The sequence below is a fragment of the Streptomyces shaanxiensis genome, assembly GCF_039537145.1.
GTDB lineage: Bacteria > Actinomycetota > Actinomycetes > Streptomycetales > Streptomycetaceae > Streptomyces > Streptomyces shaanxiensis.
The window spans coordinates 60329-75651 of record NZ_BAAAZY010000008.1 but is presented as its reverse complement, the minus strand read 5'-3'; the positions used below and the strand labels follow the sequence as shown (position 1 = coordinate 75651).

Annotated in this window: 12 protein-coding genes; 4 read left to right on the top strand and 8 right to left on the bottom strand. The window is 71.4% G+C overall.

The window, feature by feature from the left end:
- Nucleotides 1-131: 131 nt before the first annotated feature.
- Nucleotides 132-746, bottom strand: a complete 615-nt coding sequence (locus ABD932_RS12065) for a hypothetical protein (protein ID WP_345011621.1) — start codon at nt 744-746, stop codon at nt 132-134.
- A 64-nt stretch (nt 747-810) separates the two neighbouring features.
- On the opposite strand from ABD932_RS12065, the gene ABD932_RS12060 reads away from it, so the two are divergent.
- Nucleotides 811-942, top strand: a complete 132-nt coding sequence (locus ABD932_RS12060) for a hypothetical protein (protein ID WP_345011619.1) — start codon at nt 811-813, stop codon at nt 940-942.
- Between the two features lie 17 nt (nt 943-959).
- On the opposite strand, the gene ABD932_RS12055 is transcribed toward ABD932_RS12060, so the two are convergent.
- Genes ABD932_RS12055 through ABD932_RS12040 form a run of 4 tightly spaced genes read right to left on the bottom strand, consistent with a single transcriptional unit; the run spans nt 960 to nt 6658 of the window.
- Complete coding sequence (locus tag ABD932_RS12055; protein WP_345011616.1) at nt 960-2942, bottom strand: acetoacetate--CoA ligase; 1983 nt, start codon at nt 2940-2942, stop codon at nt 960-962.
- A complete protein-coding gene (gene mhpA, locus ABD932_RS12050) occupies nt 2939-4543 on the bottom strand; it encodes a bifunctional 3-(3-hydroxy-phenyl)propionate/3-hydroxycinnamic acid hydroxylase MhpA (RefSeq protein ID WP_345011614.1) in 1605 nt (534 codons plus the stop codon). Before mhpA ends, ABD932_RS12055 begins: the two co-directional genes overlap by 4 nt.
- A gap of 19 nt (nt 4544-4562) precedes the next feature.
- A complete protein-coding gene (locus ABD932_RS12045) occupies nt 4563-5501 on the bottom strand; it encodes a fumarylacetoacetate hydrolase family protein (RefSeq protein ID WP_345011612.1) in 939 nt (312 codons plus the stop codon).
- 38 nt (nt 5502-5539) lie between these two features.
- The gene (locus tag ABD932_RS12040; protein ID WP_345011610.1) at nt 5540-6658 is read right to left on the bottom strand and encodes a VOC family protein; all 1119 of its coding nucleotides are present in this window, start codon (nt 6656-6658) and stop codon (nt 5540-5542) included.
- Between the two features lie 136 nt (nt 6659-6794).
- On the opposite strand from ABD932_RS12040, the gene ABD932_RS12035 reads away from it, so the two are divergent.
- Entirely contained in the window at nt 6795-7430 is a 636-nt protein-coding gene (locus ABD932_RS12035; RefSeq protein ID WP_345011608.1) for a TetR/AcrR family transcriptional regulator, read from the top strand.
- A 15-nt stretch (nt 7431-7445) separates the two neighbouring features.
- Here ABD932_RS12035 and ABD932_RS12030 read toward each other — a convergent pair whose 3' ends face one another.
- The 3 genes from ABD932_RS12030 to ABD932_RS12020 all read right to left on the bottom strand — a co-directional run bounded on the left by ABD932_RS12030 (nt 7446) and on the right by ABD932_RS12020 (nt 9694).
- Complete coding sequence (locus ABD932_RS12030; protein WP_345011606.1) at nt 7446-8261, bottom strand: LmeA family phospholipid-binding protein; 816 nt, start codon at nt 8259-8261, stop codon at nt 7446-7448.
- Nucleotides 8262-8358: 97 nt separating this feature from the next.
- Complete coding sequence (locus tag ABD932_RS12025) at nt 8359-8997, bottom strand: TetR/AcrR family transcriptional regulator (protein WP_345011604.1); 639 nt, start codon at nt 8995-8997, stop codon at nt 8359-8361.
- A gap of 169 nt (nt 8998-9166) precedes the next feature.
- Nucleotides 9167-9694, bottom strand: coding sequence for a GNAT family N-acetyltransferase (locus ABD932_RS12020; protein ID WP_345011602.1), 528 nt, complete (start codon nt 9692-9694; stop codon nt 9167-9169).
- A gap of 385 nt (nt 9695-10079) precedes the next feature.
- Between ABD932_RS12020 and ABD932_RS12015 the strand changes: the two genes are divergently transcribed.
- Both ABD932_RS12015 and ABD932_RS12010 read left to right on the top strand, forming a co-directional pair.
- Nucleotides 10080-12728, top strand: coding sequence for a Pls/PosA family non-ribosomal peptide synthetase (locus tag ABD932_RS12015; RefSeq protein ID WP_345011600.1), 2649 nt, complete (start codon nt 10080-10082; stop codon nt 12726-12728).
- Nucleotides 12725-15310 carry a non-ribosomal peptide synthetase gene (locus tag ABD932_RS12010; protein ID WP_425587454.1) on the top strand — a complete coding sequence of 862 codons (2586 nt, stop codon included), beginning with the start codon at nt 12725-12727 and terminating at the stop codon, nt 15308-15310. The genes ABD932_RS12015 and ABD932_RS12010 overlap by 4 nt, the downstream gene beginning before the upstream one ends.
- Nucleotides 15311-15323: the final 13 nt, after the last annotated feature.

Sequence of the window (15323 nt, the reverse complement as noted above, 5' to 3'; positions counted from 1 at the left end):
GCCGACAGACAACCGAATATTCTCGCTACGACGACAGCCGCCGCACCGACTGCCGGATGACCGACTGCGTGCCGAGCAGCACACGGTCCTGACGGCCGTGCACACCTGCACGGTGGAGCGGACCGTGCCCGTCATCCGTGCGTGACGTTGCCCTCGTTGAGGCCGTGGACCTTGCCGAGGTAGAGCTCGACCTGGGAGCGGAAGCGTTCGACGGCGTCGCGGTTCGCCATGAACCGCGCGAAGGCCTTGGGGTCGGTGTTCTCGTACGACGCCAGGGGCTCGAGGCCGGCCGGGGGAGCGACGTCCTTGCGGACGGACCAGGTCCAGGTGGCGATGGCGTGCTCCTGGGTGGACTGGGAGTTCAGCCAGCTCATGAAGAGCTTGGCGCCGGCCTTGTGCGGGGCCTGCTTGAAGATGGCGCCGCGCTGGGCCCAGGAGTTGAAGCGCTCGGAGTCCGAGAAGACCTGGGTGCCGTTCGGGCGGGCGTCGCCGCCGACGGCGATGGAGGCGAGGTAGTCGCCGCTCGCCACGCCGGCCGAGGAACCGGGGACGCCACGGATCAGCTTGGGGTTCTGCGCGGCCAGCTCGGCCAGGTAGTCCCAGCCGTACTCGACGACGATCTGCTTGTAGCCGAAGAGCACGGCGTCGTCGTCGTTCGGGTAGGTCAGGATCAGCTTGTTCTTGTACTCGGCCTTGAGCAGGTCCGTAGGCTGCAGGCGCTCTACCGGGCGGCTCGCGACCCTCACCGATCAGGGACAGGAACTGCTGGAGCGCACGGCCCCCGGCCATGTCGAGGCCGTACGCCGGGCGGTGTTCGACGTACTGACCCCCGAGCAGGTCCGCCAGCTCACCGAGATCGGCGAGGCGGTCGGCGCGGCACTGCAGCGCGCCGATGACGGCACCGAGGCGGAACCGGAGGCGCTGCCCTGGCGTCGGCGGTAGCGCGCCCGGCAGCGCCCTCAGCGGCTGCGGCGTTCGGCGCCCAGACGGGCGTAGTACTCGATGAGCTCCGGCGCGTCCATCGCCGCGGGGTTGACGACCTGCTCGACGGGGGCGCCCTGGAGGAGGCGCTTGACCGGGACCTCGAGCTTCTTGCCGGTGCGGGTGTGCGGGATGGCCGGCACTTCGAGGATCTCGTCGGGCACGTGGCGCGGTGAGGCGCCGGTACGGACGGCCTCGCGGATCCGGTCGCGCAGGGCGTCGTTCAGCTCAGCCCCGGCCGCGAGGACCACGAACAGCGGCATCCAGTAGCCGCCGTCCGGCTCCTCCGCGCCGATGACCAGGGCCTCGGCGATCTCGGGGAGGCGTTCGACGACCTCGTGGATGTCGGCGCTGCCCAGCCGTACGCCGTTGCGGTTGAGGGTGGAGTCCGAGCGGCCGTGCACGACCACCGAGCCATGGCCCGTGACCGTGATCCAGTCGCCGTGCCGCCACACGTCCGGGTACGCCGAGAAGTAGGCCTCGCGATAGCGGCTGCCCTCCGGGTCGTTCCAGAAGTACAGCGGCATGGACGGCATCGGGCGGGTGACGACCAGCTCGCCGACCTGGTCGACGACCGGGGACCCCTCGGCGTCGTAGGCGGCCAGGGCCACGCCCAGGTGCGGCGCGGACAACTCCCCGGCCCAGACGGGAGTCGTGGGCGCGCTGCCGGCGAAGCCGGAGACGATGTCCGTGCCGCCGCTGATGGAGGCGAGCAGGACGCCGTCGCCGACGTGGTCGCGGACCCAGGGGTAGGCGGAGGCGGGCAGTGCGGAGCCGGTGCAGCCGACGACACGGATCGACGACAGGTCGTGCACGGACGGGTCGATGCCGAACTTGGCCATGCCCAGCAGGTACTGGGGGCTGGTGCCGAAGACCGTGACGCGGTGCCGGGCGGCCAGTTCCCACAGCACGTCGGGGTGGCTGAGCGGGGCGGGGCTGCCGTCGTACGTGCAGGTCGTGGCGCCGGTCAGAAGGGTCGAGGCGACCAGGTTCCACATCATCCAGTGCGTGGTGGTGTACCACAGGAGACGGTCGCCGGGGCCGAGGTCGGAGTGCAGGACCAGGGTTTTGAGGTGCTCCAGCAGGACACCGCCGTGGCCGTGCACGATGCCCTTGGGCAGGCCGGTGGTGCCGGAGGAGAAGACGACCCAGAGCGGGTGGTCGAACGGTACGGGGGTACAGGCGAGTTCCTCGGAGCGGGTGGACGCGTCCTCCCACGGGACGACCAGCGAGGGGTACGTGCTCGACGGCCATGGCAGGCCCGCGTGGTCCACCAGCACGGTCGCCTTCAACGTCGGCAGCGCGTGGGCCAGTTCGAGGGTGGCGTCGCGGCGGTCGTGGGTGGTGCCGTTGAAGAGGTAGCCGTCGGCGGCGATCAGGACGGTGGGTTCGAGCTGGGCGAAGCGGTCGGCGGCGGCTTGGGGAGCGTAGTCCTGGCCGCACACCGACCACACCGCGCCCAGGCTCGCGGCGGCGAGGAACGCGACGATCGCGTGCGGGGTGTTGGGCAGGTAGCCGACGACCCGGTCTCCCGGACCCACGCCCAGATCACGCAGGGTGGCGGCGACGGAGGCGACCTGTGCGCGCAGCCGCTTCCCGGTCACCTCGTACCCGGCGCCCGTCTCGTCGAGGGCGACGATCGCCGCCTCGTCGTCCGCGAGGTTGCGCAGCGCGTGGTGGGTGTAGTTGAGGGCGGCGCCGGGGAACCAGCGGGCGCCGGGCATCTTCTCCTCGACCAGCACCTGCTCGTACGGTGTCTCGGCCTCGACGTCGAAGTACTCCCACACCGCACCCCAGAAGCCCTCCAGGTCGGTGACCGACCAGTGGTGCAGGGCGGCGTAGTCGGCACCGGCCGCCACGCCTCGGTGTCGGGCCGCCCAGCGGGCGAAGTCCACGATGCGGCTGGCGGCCGCCGCCTGCGGATCAGGCGTGAAGAAGGGGGCCGGGTTCGGGGTGTTCATCGCGTCGTGCTCCTCAACAGGCTTTTGTCGACGGTCCGCTGGGAAGGGAGGGGGCTTCGTGTGGTGTGCAGCAGGGACGCCCAGCCGGCCGTGCCCGTGAACTCGCCGCCGCCGGCCGGGACGACGTCCATCACGATCCGGTCCGGGCGCAGCAACGCGGCGTCCGCCCGCCCCTCGCGCAGCCAGTCGGCGAGGCGGCCGTCGTCACCGAGGTCGGCCACGGGGAGGATCGGGGCCCCGAGGCCGTCGGCGACCGCTCGCAGGGAGGGGGAGGGCGGTACGGCGGTCAGGACGGCGAAGGAGTCCCCGAGCAGGTCGTCGAGGCGGGCGCGTCGCCCGTCGGCGCTCACCCACGGCTGCGGGCAGAAGCCGCCCACGAGACCGCTGCCGCCTCTCCCGATACGGCGGCGCACGAGCGGCCCGGCGGTCAGTCCCGGACTGAGATCGCGGGCGACCGCCGTACTCAGCCCGGGCACCCGGACGGCCGCGCCCAGGAGACCCCGGCGGACGGCGGCGGCACCGTCCTGGCCGCCGGTCATGGCCCAGCCCATGGCGACCGCCAGCCGGATCACATGGCGGGCGTGGGGCCTGCGCTCGCTCTCGTAGGTCTCCAACAGCCGCTCCTCGGCGCCCTGTTGGAGGACTCGGGCGAGCTTCCAGGTGAGGTTGTAGGCGTCCCGCAGCCCCGCGCACAGGCCCTGCCCGATGAACGGCGGGGTGAGGTGGGCCGCGTCGCCGAGGAGGAAGACGCGGCCCCGCTGCCAACGGTCGGCGATCCGGGCCCGGAAGGTGTACTGCGCCTTGCGCAGCACCTCGAAGTCGGCGCCGTAGGTGAGGTCCACCCAGGGAGCGACCAGCTCCCGCAGCCGTTCGAGGCCCGGCTCCGCGTCGTCGGGCAGGCGGAACTCCCAGCGGTAGCGGTCCTCGCCGATCCGCATGAAGGTGGCGGGACGCCGCGGATCACAGATCTGCTCGACGCCTTCCCAACAGCGGACCGGGAGGGTGGTGCGCACGTCGATGACCGTCCAGCGCTCCTCGAAGCGCAGGTCCTCCCAGGTGGCCCCGATGGCGTCCCGGGTGAGGCTGTTGGCGCCGTCGCAGCCGAGGACGGCGTCGGCCCGCAGCAGGTGCTCGCCCCCGTCGTCGCGGCAGGTCACCCGGACCGGTCCGGCGCCGTCCTGCTCGACGCCGACGACCTCCACCCCGCCGCGCAGCTCGCACTGCGGGGTGCGGGCCAGGGCGTCGCGCAGCACCCGCTCCAGCTCGGGCTGGTCGAACATGCTGGTCTGCGGAAAGCCGTGCGCCCCCTGCGCGGCGCGCGGGAACTCGGCCATCACCCGGTGCCGGGCGTCCAGCAGCCGCAGTCCCCGCGCGGGGCGGGCGATCGCGGCGAACTCCTCCTGGACTCCCGCCGCCTGGAGGACGCGGCGGACCTCGTCGTCGGTGGCGACGGCGCGGGGGAGGGGGTAGACGTCGTGGTGGCGTTCGAGGACGACGGTCCTCACCCCGCGCCGGGCGAGCAGGAGGGCGGCGGTCACGCCCACGGGCCCGGCTCCGACGATCACCACGGGTACGTCTGTCGAGGTGTGCTCGACGGTCATGTGCGGCTCGTTTCAGGTCTCAGTTCGCGTCGGTGACGGGGTTGCGCTGCTCGCCGAGGTCGATGCGCCCGTCCGGCGTGGCGATCGTCGCGGCCACCACATCGCCCGGCCGCAGGTAGTGCGGGTTCCTTGCCTGGCTCTTGAAGAACGCCTTCCACTTCACGGCGGGCGGCAGCAGGGCGCCGATCTTCTCGACGGCCTTCGGCGGGGCCTTGAGGGCCGTGCCGCCGGGGGTGCCGGTGAGCAGCAGGTCGCCGGGGTCGAGGGTCTGGAAGCGGGCCAGCAGGGTCAGCGCCTGTGCGGGGCGCACGATCATGTCGGCGAGGGTGCGGTCCTGACGCAGGTCGCCGTTGACGCTCAACCTCAGCCGCAGGTCGAGGAGATGGGCGAAGTCCTCCGGCTCCAGCAGGGCCAGGAAGGGCCCGGTGGGCGTGAAGGTGGGGTACGACTTGCTCTCGTAGAACTGCGTCTTGGTCAGTTGCACGTCGCGGGCGCTGATGTCGTTGGTGATGACGAGCCCGGCCACGTACGAGGGCAGGTCCCGCTCCTCGACGACGGTGCCGATGGGCAGCGGCGCGCCCATGACCAGGCCGAGTTCGATCTCGTAGTCGAGGAACTTCACGTGCGAGGGCCGGACGACGGCCTCGCCCGGACCGCTGACCGAGCCGGACGCCTTGCGGAAGAAGGCGGGCGGGATGTCGCCGGTGAAGCCCGAATCGCGGGCGTGGCTGCGGTAGTTGACCATCTGGGCGACCACCCGGCAGGGCGTGGTCACCGGGGAGAGCGCGACCAGGTCGGCGACCGGTGTGCCCGCCTCACCCGAGAGGGCCGCCTCTCGTACGGCGGCGCGGTCGGCGAGCAGGTCGGCGGTGGTGGCGGCCTTGGTGTCGACGGGGACGGCGCGGTCGCCGAGGACCACCCACCAGCCGTCGGCGGTGCGCAGGACGTTCGTACTCATCTCAGTGCCTCTTGTCAGGGGGTCGGGGCGGGTGGGGGTCAGGAGTTGGCGGCCTTGAGCAGGCCGAGGAGGCGCGCCGGGTCCATCTCGTTGTCGCCGCGCAGGGCCTCGATGACGTCGCGGACCCGCTGCGGGGAGGGGCTCGCACCGAGGAAGTCGCGGGTGGCGGGCGGCCCCCACTGGGCGAGGCCGCTGGTCGACATGGGGGCCCAGCCGGGCTCGAGGTCGCAGGAGAACAGGTCGCCGTCGGCGAAGTGCTCCAGCATGAAGTGGTCCGGGTCGCGCCAGTAGTCGAAGAGCTGGCTGCCCTGGATGTGCCGGCCGATGCCCCAACTGCGCTTGTAGCCACGCTCGCCCAGGTACTCGCCGCCGGCCGCGATCGCGTCCAGGTCGGTGACCTGGTAGGCGGAGTGGACATAGCCGTTGCCCGGCCCCAGGTGCATGGCCAGCGTGTGGTGGTCCACCGCGAGGCCGCCCTGGTCGCAGCGGATGAACGCCATCGTCGGGCCCCGGCCGCGCTGGCCGTCCAGGAACAGGAAGTCGGACACGATCATGCCGAGGGTGTCCAGGTACCAGTCCAGGGCCCGGCCGAACACCCGGGTCTCCAGCACCACATGGCCCAGGCGCTGGATGCGGGACGGCTCGCGGGGCGGGCGCTGCGTGGTGTTCGTACGGCGGTGCTCGGTGCCGAAGTTGAGCAGCAGCGGCCGCTGCTCCGGCAGGGCGGGCAGCTCCTCGGCGCAGTGCACGACCCGGACCGGGAAGCCCGACGGGTCGAGGAGGTTCACGGCCTTGCCGCCGCCGGGCACGTCCGCGTCCCGCACGTCCGTCCCCGTCGCCCGCGCGAGCCGGTCCAGGTCGGCCCGTTCGGTCGCGCGGAACGCCGGGCCGATGAAACGGGACGTACGACCGCGCCGGATCACCATGCACGGCGAGCCGGCGAAGGTGCCCCGCAGCCACAGCTCCCGCTCGGTGCGCGCGGCGATCTGGAAGCCGAAGTCCCGGGCGAAGACCTCGGCCCGGTCCAGGTCGGGCTTCTCGAACTCCAGCCAGGCCAGGTCGGCCACCTTGATCACGGGGTTCCGGGAGCGTCCGGGATGCTCGCCGCGCAGGGCCCCCTGCTCACTGTGGAGGTCCTGGTGAGCCGTTCTGGACATGGTGTCCTCCAAGCAACATTGCCGTAATGAGGAAATCATCAGCTTTGACTCTTCGATCGTCAATAGTCGAAGCGAATGTAAGTGATGGAATCATCAGAACTGTGGGGTCGAGCGGCCCGTTGCTAGACTCCCGCATATGTCGACGTCAGCCCCGCCCCGCAACCGATTCGAACGGCGCCGCGCCGAGACCCGGCAGGCACTCGTCCGTGCCGCGCGGCAGATCCTCGCCGAGACCGGGGACACCAGCGCCAGCATCCAGGCGATCGCCGAGCGCGCGGACGTCGGCTTCGGCTCCTTCTACAACCACTTCGAGTCGAAGGCGGAGCTGTTCGACGCGGCGGTGAAGGACGCCCTCGAAGAGCTCGGCCAGACCTTCGACGAGCATCTGGAGGGCATCGACGACCCCGCGGAACTCGTCGCGGCGGGCTTCCGGCTCAGCGCCCGTATGGCGGACTCACGCCCGGAGCTGATGCAGGTGCTGCGCCACCGCGGACTCGGTCACGTCCACTCCGACTCGGGCCTGGCGCCGCGCGCCCTGCGCGACCTGGAGGTCGGCGTCGCCTCCGGCCGCTTCACCGTCGTCGACCCGATGGCGGCGCTGACCGCCGTGGGCGGCTCGCTGCTGGCCCTGCTGGAACTGCGGTTCGCCCGGCCGGAACTCGACGGGGACGAGGCCGCGTCCAACCTGGCCGAGATGCTGCTGCGCATGCTGGGCGTCCCGCCGGAGGACGCCCGCGACGTCGCCCGGCGCCCGCTGCCCGACCTCGGCTGACCCGCGCGCGAGGGGTCACGCGGACGTCGAACTCGGGCGGAAGGTCACCGACTTGCCGGTGAAGCGGGCGTCGACCCCGCTCTCCGTGGTGGTGACCGACCGCAGGTGCAGCCCCTCCGGGATGTTGTGCAGGGGGACGGGTGCTTCCAGCGCCTTTTCGAGCAACGCCTTGGCGGGCGGGATCAGTTCGCCCTCGGCGACCCGGACGTCCCTGAAGGCGATGCGGTTGCCGGTGACCGCCGAGGCGGCCGTGCTCACCGTCACGACACCGGCGAGCGGCAGACTGACCGTCACGTTCGCCCGGCCGGGCGCGTCGCCCTGCGAGACGTCCAGGCCCAGCGCGTCCGACAGGTCCTCGTACGACAGGAAGGCGGTCGCCTCGACGTTGCGCGCACGGGCCTCCTCGGCGCTTCCCGACGTCTTCAGGTCGTCGAGGCCGATGGTCAGTTTCGTCACCGGCAGCGGCCGGGTCGACTCGCGGGCGGGTATGTCGTGGGCGGTGATGTCGACATGCCGCAGGCTGCCGTCCGCCAGCTGCGTCAGCACGGGAAAGCCGCTGACGTGCACCGAAGGCCGCTCGGGAGTCCCCATGCCCTGCTGGAACGCCTCGGCCGTACGGCTCTCCGCGCGGGCCGCGGCGACCCGGTCCACGGCTACGGCGCCGAGGAGCAGGGCCGTCAGGGACGCGATGGCGATGATCTTGAGGCGTCGCCTCGGGGTGGGGGAGCCCACGTAGGTGGCTGTGCCGCTGTAGTGGGCGTCGCCGTAGTGCGTGTCGCCGTAGTAGTACGGCTCACCCGCGGTCTCCTCGTTGTACGGGGACTGGTGCATGGCGTTCCTCTCGAACTGATGGTGCTGGTGGTGCTGTTCGGGCTGTGGTCTCCGGCCGCGCGCGAGTCGCCGGAGTCGGATCGGGCGCGCCGTGGGCTCAGCGGACGCAGACGAGTGCGGGGCGACCGAGCCCGCGGACCCGTGCCGCGGCGAGGTCGGCGTCCACGCCCAACGCGATCAGTGCGGCCGTCGCGCTGCCGCTGCCGTCGTCGCTCCAGGTGCCGGCGTTCACGCACTCCAGGAGCGCCAGGATCAGCCGTTCCAGTGCCCTGCCGAGCGGCTCGGGCGGAACGCTGGTGTGGAAGACGCCCTGCCGCTGCCCCCGCGTGATGATCGCCGTCGCGGTGGCACGGGCGGGGCCGAGGATCTCGTTGACGCGTTCCACCCCCAGATCCTGGGGCGCGAGCCGCAGCAGCGTGCGATAGCGGTCGCCGACGGGCCAGAGGGCCAGCACGAAGCCCGCCATCGCGTCGATGGCCTCGGGGCCGGGGTCCGGTACGTCCGCCAGGGCCCGACGCAGAGCCACTGCGGCGTCCTCGACGAGCCCCTCGACCAGGGCGGACCGGCCGGCGAAGTGGTCGTAGACGGTACGGCGCACCACACCGGCGGCCTCGGCGATGTCACTGAGGCTGCTCTCCGGGGCGCGCCCGAGTTGCTGCCGTGCCGCTTCGAGGATGCGGGCCCGGGTGAGCTGGGCCTGGCGGCGTCCACCGCCTGTGACGTGCGGGTTGGGCATGTGGGAACTCCGGTCGACGGGCGGGCCATCCCAATACTTGCACGTCGACGAGCAATTAACTAGTCTGCACGTCATTGAGTAATTAGCTGATCCGTCAGTACCGTGGCCGTGCCCGCACTGCACCCGCCGATCCGTCGATCCGGCGTATCAGCCCGCCCGAGGGGCCCTGTCACGGGGTGCCGATGCGCAGGTCGCGGATGTACCAGTGGAGGCGTGTCCCGTCCTCGCTCCGCGTGCGTTTGCCGGGGGCGAACCCTGCCCGCTGGGCGACCGCGACGGATGCGGCGTTGTCCGGCTCCACCCGGATCACCGCCTCCTGCCCGCCTTCGCTCGCGGCGTATCGGGAGACCAGGAGGACCGCGCGGGTGGCCAGGCCGCGCCCCCTCCAGGACGAGTAGAGGCCGTAGGCGACGTTCACCTGGCCGGGAGCCAGGCCCTCCGCTGTGAACCGTAGGTCGATCGTCCCCGCGAGCACCTCGTCGGCACCTGCCCGGATACCGAAGGCGCGCAGTGGCCCGGCCGTGGCCCACTGGTCCGCGCAGTGCCGGATATAGGCCTCGACGCCCTCGCGTGTGCCGGGACCGCCGTTGAGCCGGCGAACCAGCTCCTCGTCCTCCCCGGCGAGGTGCGCCTCCGCGTCGTCGAGGCGCAGCGGGGACAGGGTGACGATCCCGTCGGACAGCTTCACTTCAGGCACCCGGCGATTCTTGATGCCGAAAGCCGCATCCCGCCAGCGGATTCCGCGCGACATGGCGCAGCTGTGTGCAACTCCCAGTGGGCATGGGGCAGATCACTCGGAGCAAGGCGCAGCTTGTCAGGACCCACCCGCTCCAGCGTCGCACGGACACCGCAGCCTCGCACCACGCAAAGCATGTTGGGCCAGTGCTCTGGCTACGAAAACGACCAATTCCAGGAAATTTTTGGATGTGGGGATCCGTCCGCCTTCCGGCGTCGAATCAAGTGCATGGGTGGTTTTGGCCCCGGCCCGCGTCATTCGCACTCGGTAGCAGTGCGAAACCGGTGTGCAACGCAAGCCGGTCGTGTGGCTCCCGTACTTCCTCGGCACCTTCGTAGGAGCTGACATGGTGGAAAAGCCAGTGGAAACGTTGCCCTCCGCTCGGGAGGAATCCACGGCCCACCTGGATGGGTGCGGTGAACCGGCCGCAATCGAGACCACCCTCGCCGCGGTGCTGGCCGCGGTGGTGCGAACCGAACGGGTGCCGGTCGACGGTCATTTCTTCGATGACCTGGGCGCCGACTCGCTGGTGATGGCGCACTTCTGCGCGCGCGTCAGGAAGCGTGCGGATCTGCCGTCGGTGTCGATGAAGGACGTCTATCGGCACCCGACGATCAGGAGCCTGGCGACGGCGCTCGCGGACGCCCCGCCCGTTCACCGAGCGGAGCCGGCGGTCGGGGCCCCGGCCGCGGAGGCGTTCCCGCCCTCACCCCCGGCCCCGGTGGCGGCCCAGTCCCCGGCGGGCATGCGCCGGTACGTCCTGTGCGGCGCGCTGCAGTGTGTGGCCTTCCTCGGGTACGTCTACCTCCTCGCCTTCGGCACCGCCCGAGGCTACGGGTGGATCTCCGCCGGATCGGGTGTGCTCGACGTGTACCTGCGCTCGGCCCTGTTCGGGGGTGCGGCCTTTCTGGTCCTGTGTGTCCTTCCCGTCCTCGCGAAGTGGACGCTCGTCGGCCGGTGGAAGCCCCAGCACATTCCCGTCTGGAGCCTTGCGTACGTTCGCTTCTGGATCGTCAAGACGCTGGTTCGGTCGGATCCGATGGTGCTGTTCAGCGGCTCGCCGCTCTACCTGCTCTACCTCAGGGCACTGGGCGCGAAGGTCGGGCGGGGCGCCGTGGTCCTGTCCCGGACCGTGCCCGTGTGCACCGACCTGCTCACCATCGGTGACGGCACGGTCATCCGCAAGGACTCGTCCTTCGCCTGCTACCGGGCCCACGCCGGACTGATCCAGACGGGCCGGGTCACCCTCGGCAGGAACGTGCTGGTCAGCGAGGCCACGGTGCTCGACATCGACACATCGCTGGGCGACGGGGCCCAGCTCGGGCACGCCTCCTCGCTGCACCGCGGGCAGGCGGTGCCCGACGGCGAGCACTGGCACGGGTCCCCGGCACAGCGGACCGACGTGGACTACCAGGCGGTGGGGCAGGCCCGCTGCGGTGCCGTGCGCAGGGCGACCCACAGCGTGGTGCAGCTGCTGCTCGCGCTGGTCGTGTACGTACCCCTGGCGGTCGGCGGCGTGGCCGCGCTGCTCGTCGCCGTCCCGCAGCTCAGCACGGCTCTGGAGCCGGGACCCGCGGTCTTCACCGACGGGACGTTCTATCTCGAAGCCCTGGTGACGGCCTTCGTGCTCGTCTTCGGCGCCGTGCCCGCCGGTCTCCTCGTCCTGACCGTCCTTCCCCGTCTGCTCAGCCTCACCATCACGCCGGGCAGGACCTACCGTCTGTACGGCTTCCACTTCGAGGTGCACCGGACGATCGCGCTCCTGACCAACTGGAGGTTCCTGAAGCGCCTGTTCGGTGACAGCTCCGCCATCGTCCACTACCTGCGGGGCCTCGGGTACGACCTCTCCCGCGTCGAGCAGACCGGGTCGAACTTCGGCACGGAGATGAAGCACGAGACGCCGTACCTGAGTTCCGTCGGGCGCGGGACGATGGTCGCGGACGGTCTGTCGATCATGAATGCCGACTTCTCCAGTACCGCGTTCCGCGTGTCCCGGGTGTCGATCGGGCCGCGCAACTTCCTCGGGAACAGGATCGCGTACCCCACGCGAGGCAGGACCGGCGACAACTGCCTCCTCGCGACGAAGGTGATGGTGCCGGTCGACGGGGAGGTCCGCGAAGGCGTCGGGCTGCTGGGCTCGCCCAGCTTCGAGATTCCCCGTTCGGTCCTGCGGGACAGCACGTTCGACGGGCTCAAGGGCCGTGCGGAGCTACGGCGCGGCCTTGCCGCCAAGAACAGGCACAACGTCGCCACCATGGCGTGGTACCTGCTGACGCGGTGGATCTATGTCTTCACTCTCGCCCTGCTCGTCACCGGAGCCGCGGAGCTGTACGGGCCGCTCGGCGTGACGGGGATCGTGCTGGCCGACCTCCTTGCCGTGCTGTTCACCACCGCGTACTTCGTCCTGGTCGAACGCGTCGTCACCGCGCTCCGTCCCTTGAAGCCGGTGTTCTGCTCGATCTACACCCCGGACTTCTGGCAGCGCGAGCGCTACTGGAAGGTGCCGTCGGAGACGTACCTGAAGGTCTTCAACGGCACCCCGTTCAAGAACCTGATCTGGCGGTTGCTGGGAGTGCGGCTCGGCCGCATGGTCTTCGACGACGGCTGCTATCTGACGGAACGGGCCATGGCCGCCATCGGAGACGGCTGCACGCTCAACTCGGGAAGCGTGCTCCAGTGCCACTCGCAGGAGGACGGCGCCTTCAAGTCCGACCGGAGCACGATCGGCTCCGGATGCACCCTCGGGGTCGGCGCGTTCGTCCACTACGGCGTGACCGTGGGCGACGGTGCGGTGCTCGGCCCCGACTCCTTCCTGATGAAGGGAGAGGCGGTCCCGCAGGAGGCGTGGTGGGGCGGGAATCCGGCCAGACCGTTCCGCTCGCACGGCGAGGACGACTCACCCAGCGGGGGCGACTCACCCAGCGAGGACGGCTCACACAGCGAGGACGGCTCACACAGCGATGACGAGGCGAGGTCGGCCCCATGGCAGCCATGACGACGTCCGCGGAGACGGCCCGGGAGTTCTGGCGGGGCGTGCTCGCCGCCGGCGGGGTCACCACGGTCCCCCGGTGGACCCTCGACCCGGTGACCCGCGTCGCCGAGCACGAGGCGACGCTTCCCGAGGACCTGATGGGCGAGTTGAGCCGCCTGGCGGACGAACTGGCGGTCCCCCTCCGCTCGGTGCTGCTGGCCGCGCACGCCAAGGTGCTGGCCGCTCTGTCCGGCGAGCAGGAGGTCACGACCGGTTACGTCGCCGTGCCGACCGGGCGGCCGCTGCCCTGCCGACTGACCGTCGAACCCGGCTTGTGGCGGACGCTGGTGCTCCACGCCCACCGGGCGGAGTCGGAACTGCTGCTGCACAAGGACTTCCCCGTCGACGGTCTCCGGCGTGAGCTGGGCCTGCCCCGACCGTCCAGCGAGGCCGAGTTCGATCCGGTCGGCGACGGCGGCGAACTCGCCGAGCATGCCGTGCTGAGGCTGGAGATCCCGCGACTCGGCGATCGGCGCACGCTGCGGCTGCGGTACCGGGCCGACGCCTTCGACGCGGACTGCGCCGCGAGGATCGTGGGCTACCACCTCACGGCGCTCACGCTGATCGCCGCCGATCCGGACGCCGAGCACGCCCGGCAGAGCCTGCTCTCCGCCGAGGAGCGCCGCTTCCAGCTCGAAGGACTCGCCGGACCCCGCCGGGAGTTGCCCGACCGCCGCTTCCACGAGCTGTTCGAACAACGCGTCAGGGCGCACCCGGACGCCGTAGCGGCCGTATGCGGCGACCAGCGGTGGACGTACGGGGAACTCAACGCGCGGGCCAACCGGCTGGCACGGGCCCTGCTGGCGCGGGGGCTTGGCCGGGAAGGCGTCGTCGCGGTGGTGACGGAGCGGAACCTGGACTGGGTGGCGGCCGTCCTCGCGGTCTTCAAGAGCGGTGGGGTGTACCTGCCCGTCGAGCCGCACTTCCCGGCCGAGCGCATCGCGACCATGCTCACGCGTGCCGGGTGCCGGCTCGTGCTGACCGAGCCGGGCAGCACCACGATGCTCGACCGGGCCCTCGACACGCTGCCCGCGGTCCGGGCGCTCTCGGTCGACGCGGCCTACGCGGAGGGCCACCCGGACTCCGACCCCGGCGTCGGCGTCGAGCCGGACCAACTCGCCTACATCTACTTCACGTCCGGCTCCACCGGCGAGCCCAAGGGAGCCATGTGCGAGCACGCGGGCATGCTCAACCACCTCTACGCCAAGATCGACGACCTGGGGATCGGCGAGGGGCAGGTGGTCGCCCAGACCGCGCCCCAGTGCTTCGACATCTCGCTGTGGCAGCTGGCCTGCGCCCTTCTGACCGGCGGGCGGACCCTGCTCGTGGAACAGGACGCGATCCTGGACGTCCCGCGGTTCGTCGACACGATCGCCCGCGGCGGGGTCAACGTGCTCCAGGTCGTGCCGTCGTACCTCGACGCCGTCGTGTCCTACCTGGAGCGGCACCCGCGCGCGCTGCCGGAACTGCGGTGCGTGTCGGTCACCGGCGAGGCGCTGAAAGGGGAACTCGTGCAGCGCTGGTTCGCGGCCCGGCCCGGCGTCAGACTGGTCAACGCGTATGGCCTGACCGAGACATCGGACGACACCAACCACGAGGTGATGGACCGGGCGCCGGACGACGGACGGATCTCGCTCGGCCCGCCCATCGGCAACGTGCACGTCTACGTCGTGGACGAACACCTGTCACCGGTGCCGCTCGGCGCCCCCGGCGCGATCGTCTTCTCCGGAATCTGCGTCGGCCGCGGCTACGTCAACGACCCCGAGCGCACCCGGCAGGCCTTCATGGCGGACCCGCACCACGCGGGCCGACGGCTCTACCGGGGCGGCGACTACGGCCGCTGGACGCCAGGGGGCAGGCTGGAGTTCCTCGGCCGCCAGGACCACCAGGTCAAGATCCGCGGATTCCGGATCGAGATCGGCGAGGTCGAGAGCGCCATGCTGCGGGCACCCGGGGTCCGTGACGGCGCGGTGGTGGCCGTCGACGGGGCCGGCCAGGGCGGGCGTCTGGTGGCCTTCTACTCCGGTCAGGACCCGCTGGAGGACAGCGCCCTCAGGGACCGGCTGGGCCGCTCGCTGCCCGTGTACATGGTCCCCTCGGAGTTCCACTGGCAGGAGAGCCTGCCCGTGACCGCCAACGGCAAGGTCGACCGCAAAGCGCTGACCGCGCTCGCCGCCCGGCTCGCCGCACAGCTCGGCACCGTGGCACCGGACGTCGGATCCGCCGGCCCCGAGCTCGACACGGCCGAGGAGGACCGCGACACGCCCCGCACGCCGACCGAGCGGCGGATGGCCGCCCTGTGGGCCCAGGAGCTCGACATACCGGAGTGCACGATCCGCCGGCACGACCACTTCTTCGACCGTGGCGGCACCTCTCTCGCGGCGGTGCGGCTCGCGATCGCCCTGGACCGTGCGGTGGACATCAAGGACCTCACACGCCACCCGGTCCTGGCCGACCTGGCCCGCGTCGTCGACGGCAGGTCCCGAGCCGCCGCCCGCCCGGCCTCCGCGGCCACCGTCGGGCCCGGACCGCCGGCTTCCTCCTGAACCGCGACCGAAA

Bases quoted from the DNA above. Each gene is read 5' to 3' on its own strand.
- ABD932_RS12045 (WP_345011612.1), bottom strand. From the start codon at position 5,501: ATGAGTACGAACGTCCTGCGCACCGCCGACGGCTGGTGGGTGGTCCTC.
- mhpA (WP_345011614.1), bottom strand. From the start codon at position 4,543: ATGACCGTCGAGCACACCTCGACAGACGTACCCGTGGTGATCGTCGGA.
- ABD932_RS12010 (WP_425587454.1), top strand. From the start codon at position 12,725: ATGACGACGTCCGCGGAGACGGCCCGGGAGTTCTGGCGGGGCGTGCTC.
- ABD932_RS12030 (WP_345011606.1), bottom strand. From the start codon at position 8,261: ATGCACCAGTCCCCGTACAACGAGGAGACCGCGGGTGAGCCGTACTAC.
- ABD932_RS12040 (WP_345011610.1), bottom strand. From the start codon at position 6,658: ATGTCCAGAACGGCTCACCAGGACCTCCACAGTGAGCAGGGGGCCCTG.
- ABD932_RS12055 (WP_345011616.1), bottom strand. From the start codon at position 2,942: ATGAACACCCCGAACCCGGCCCCCTTCTTCACGCCTGATCCGCAGGCG.
- ABD932_RS12025 (WP_345011604.1), bottom strand. From the start codon at position 8,997: ATGCCCAACCCGCACGTCACAGGCGGTGGACGCCGCCAGGCCCAGCTC.
- ABD932_RS12035 (WP_345011608.1), top strand. From the start codon at position 6,795: ATGTCGACGTCAGCCCCGCCCCGCAACCGATTCGAACGGCGCCGCGCC.
- ABD932_RS12015 (WP_345011600.1), top strand. From the start codon at position 10,080: ATGGTGGAAAAGCCAGTGGAAACGTTGCCCTCCGCTCGGGAGGAATCC.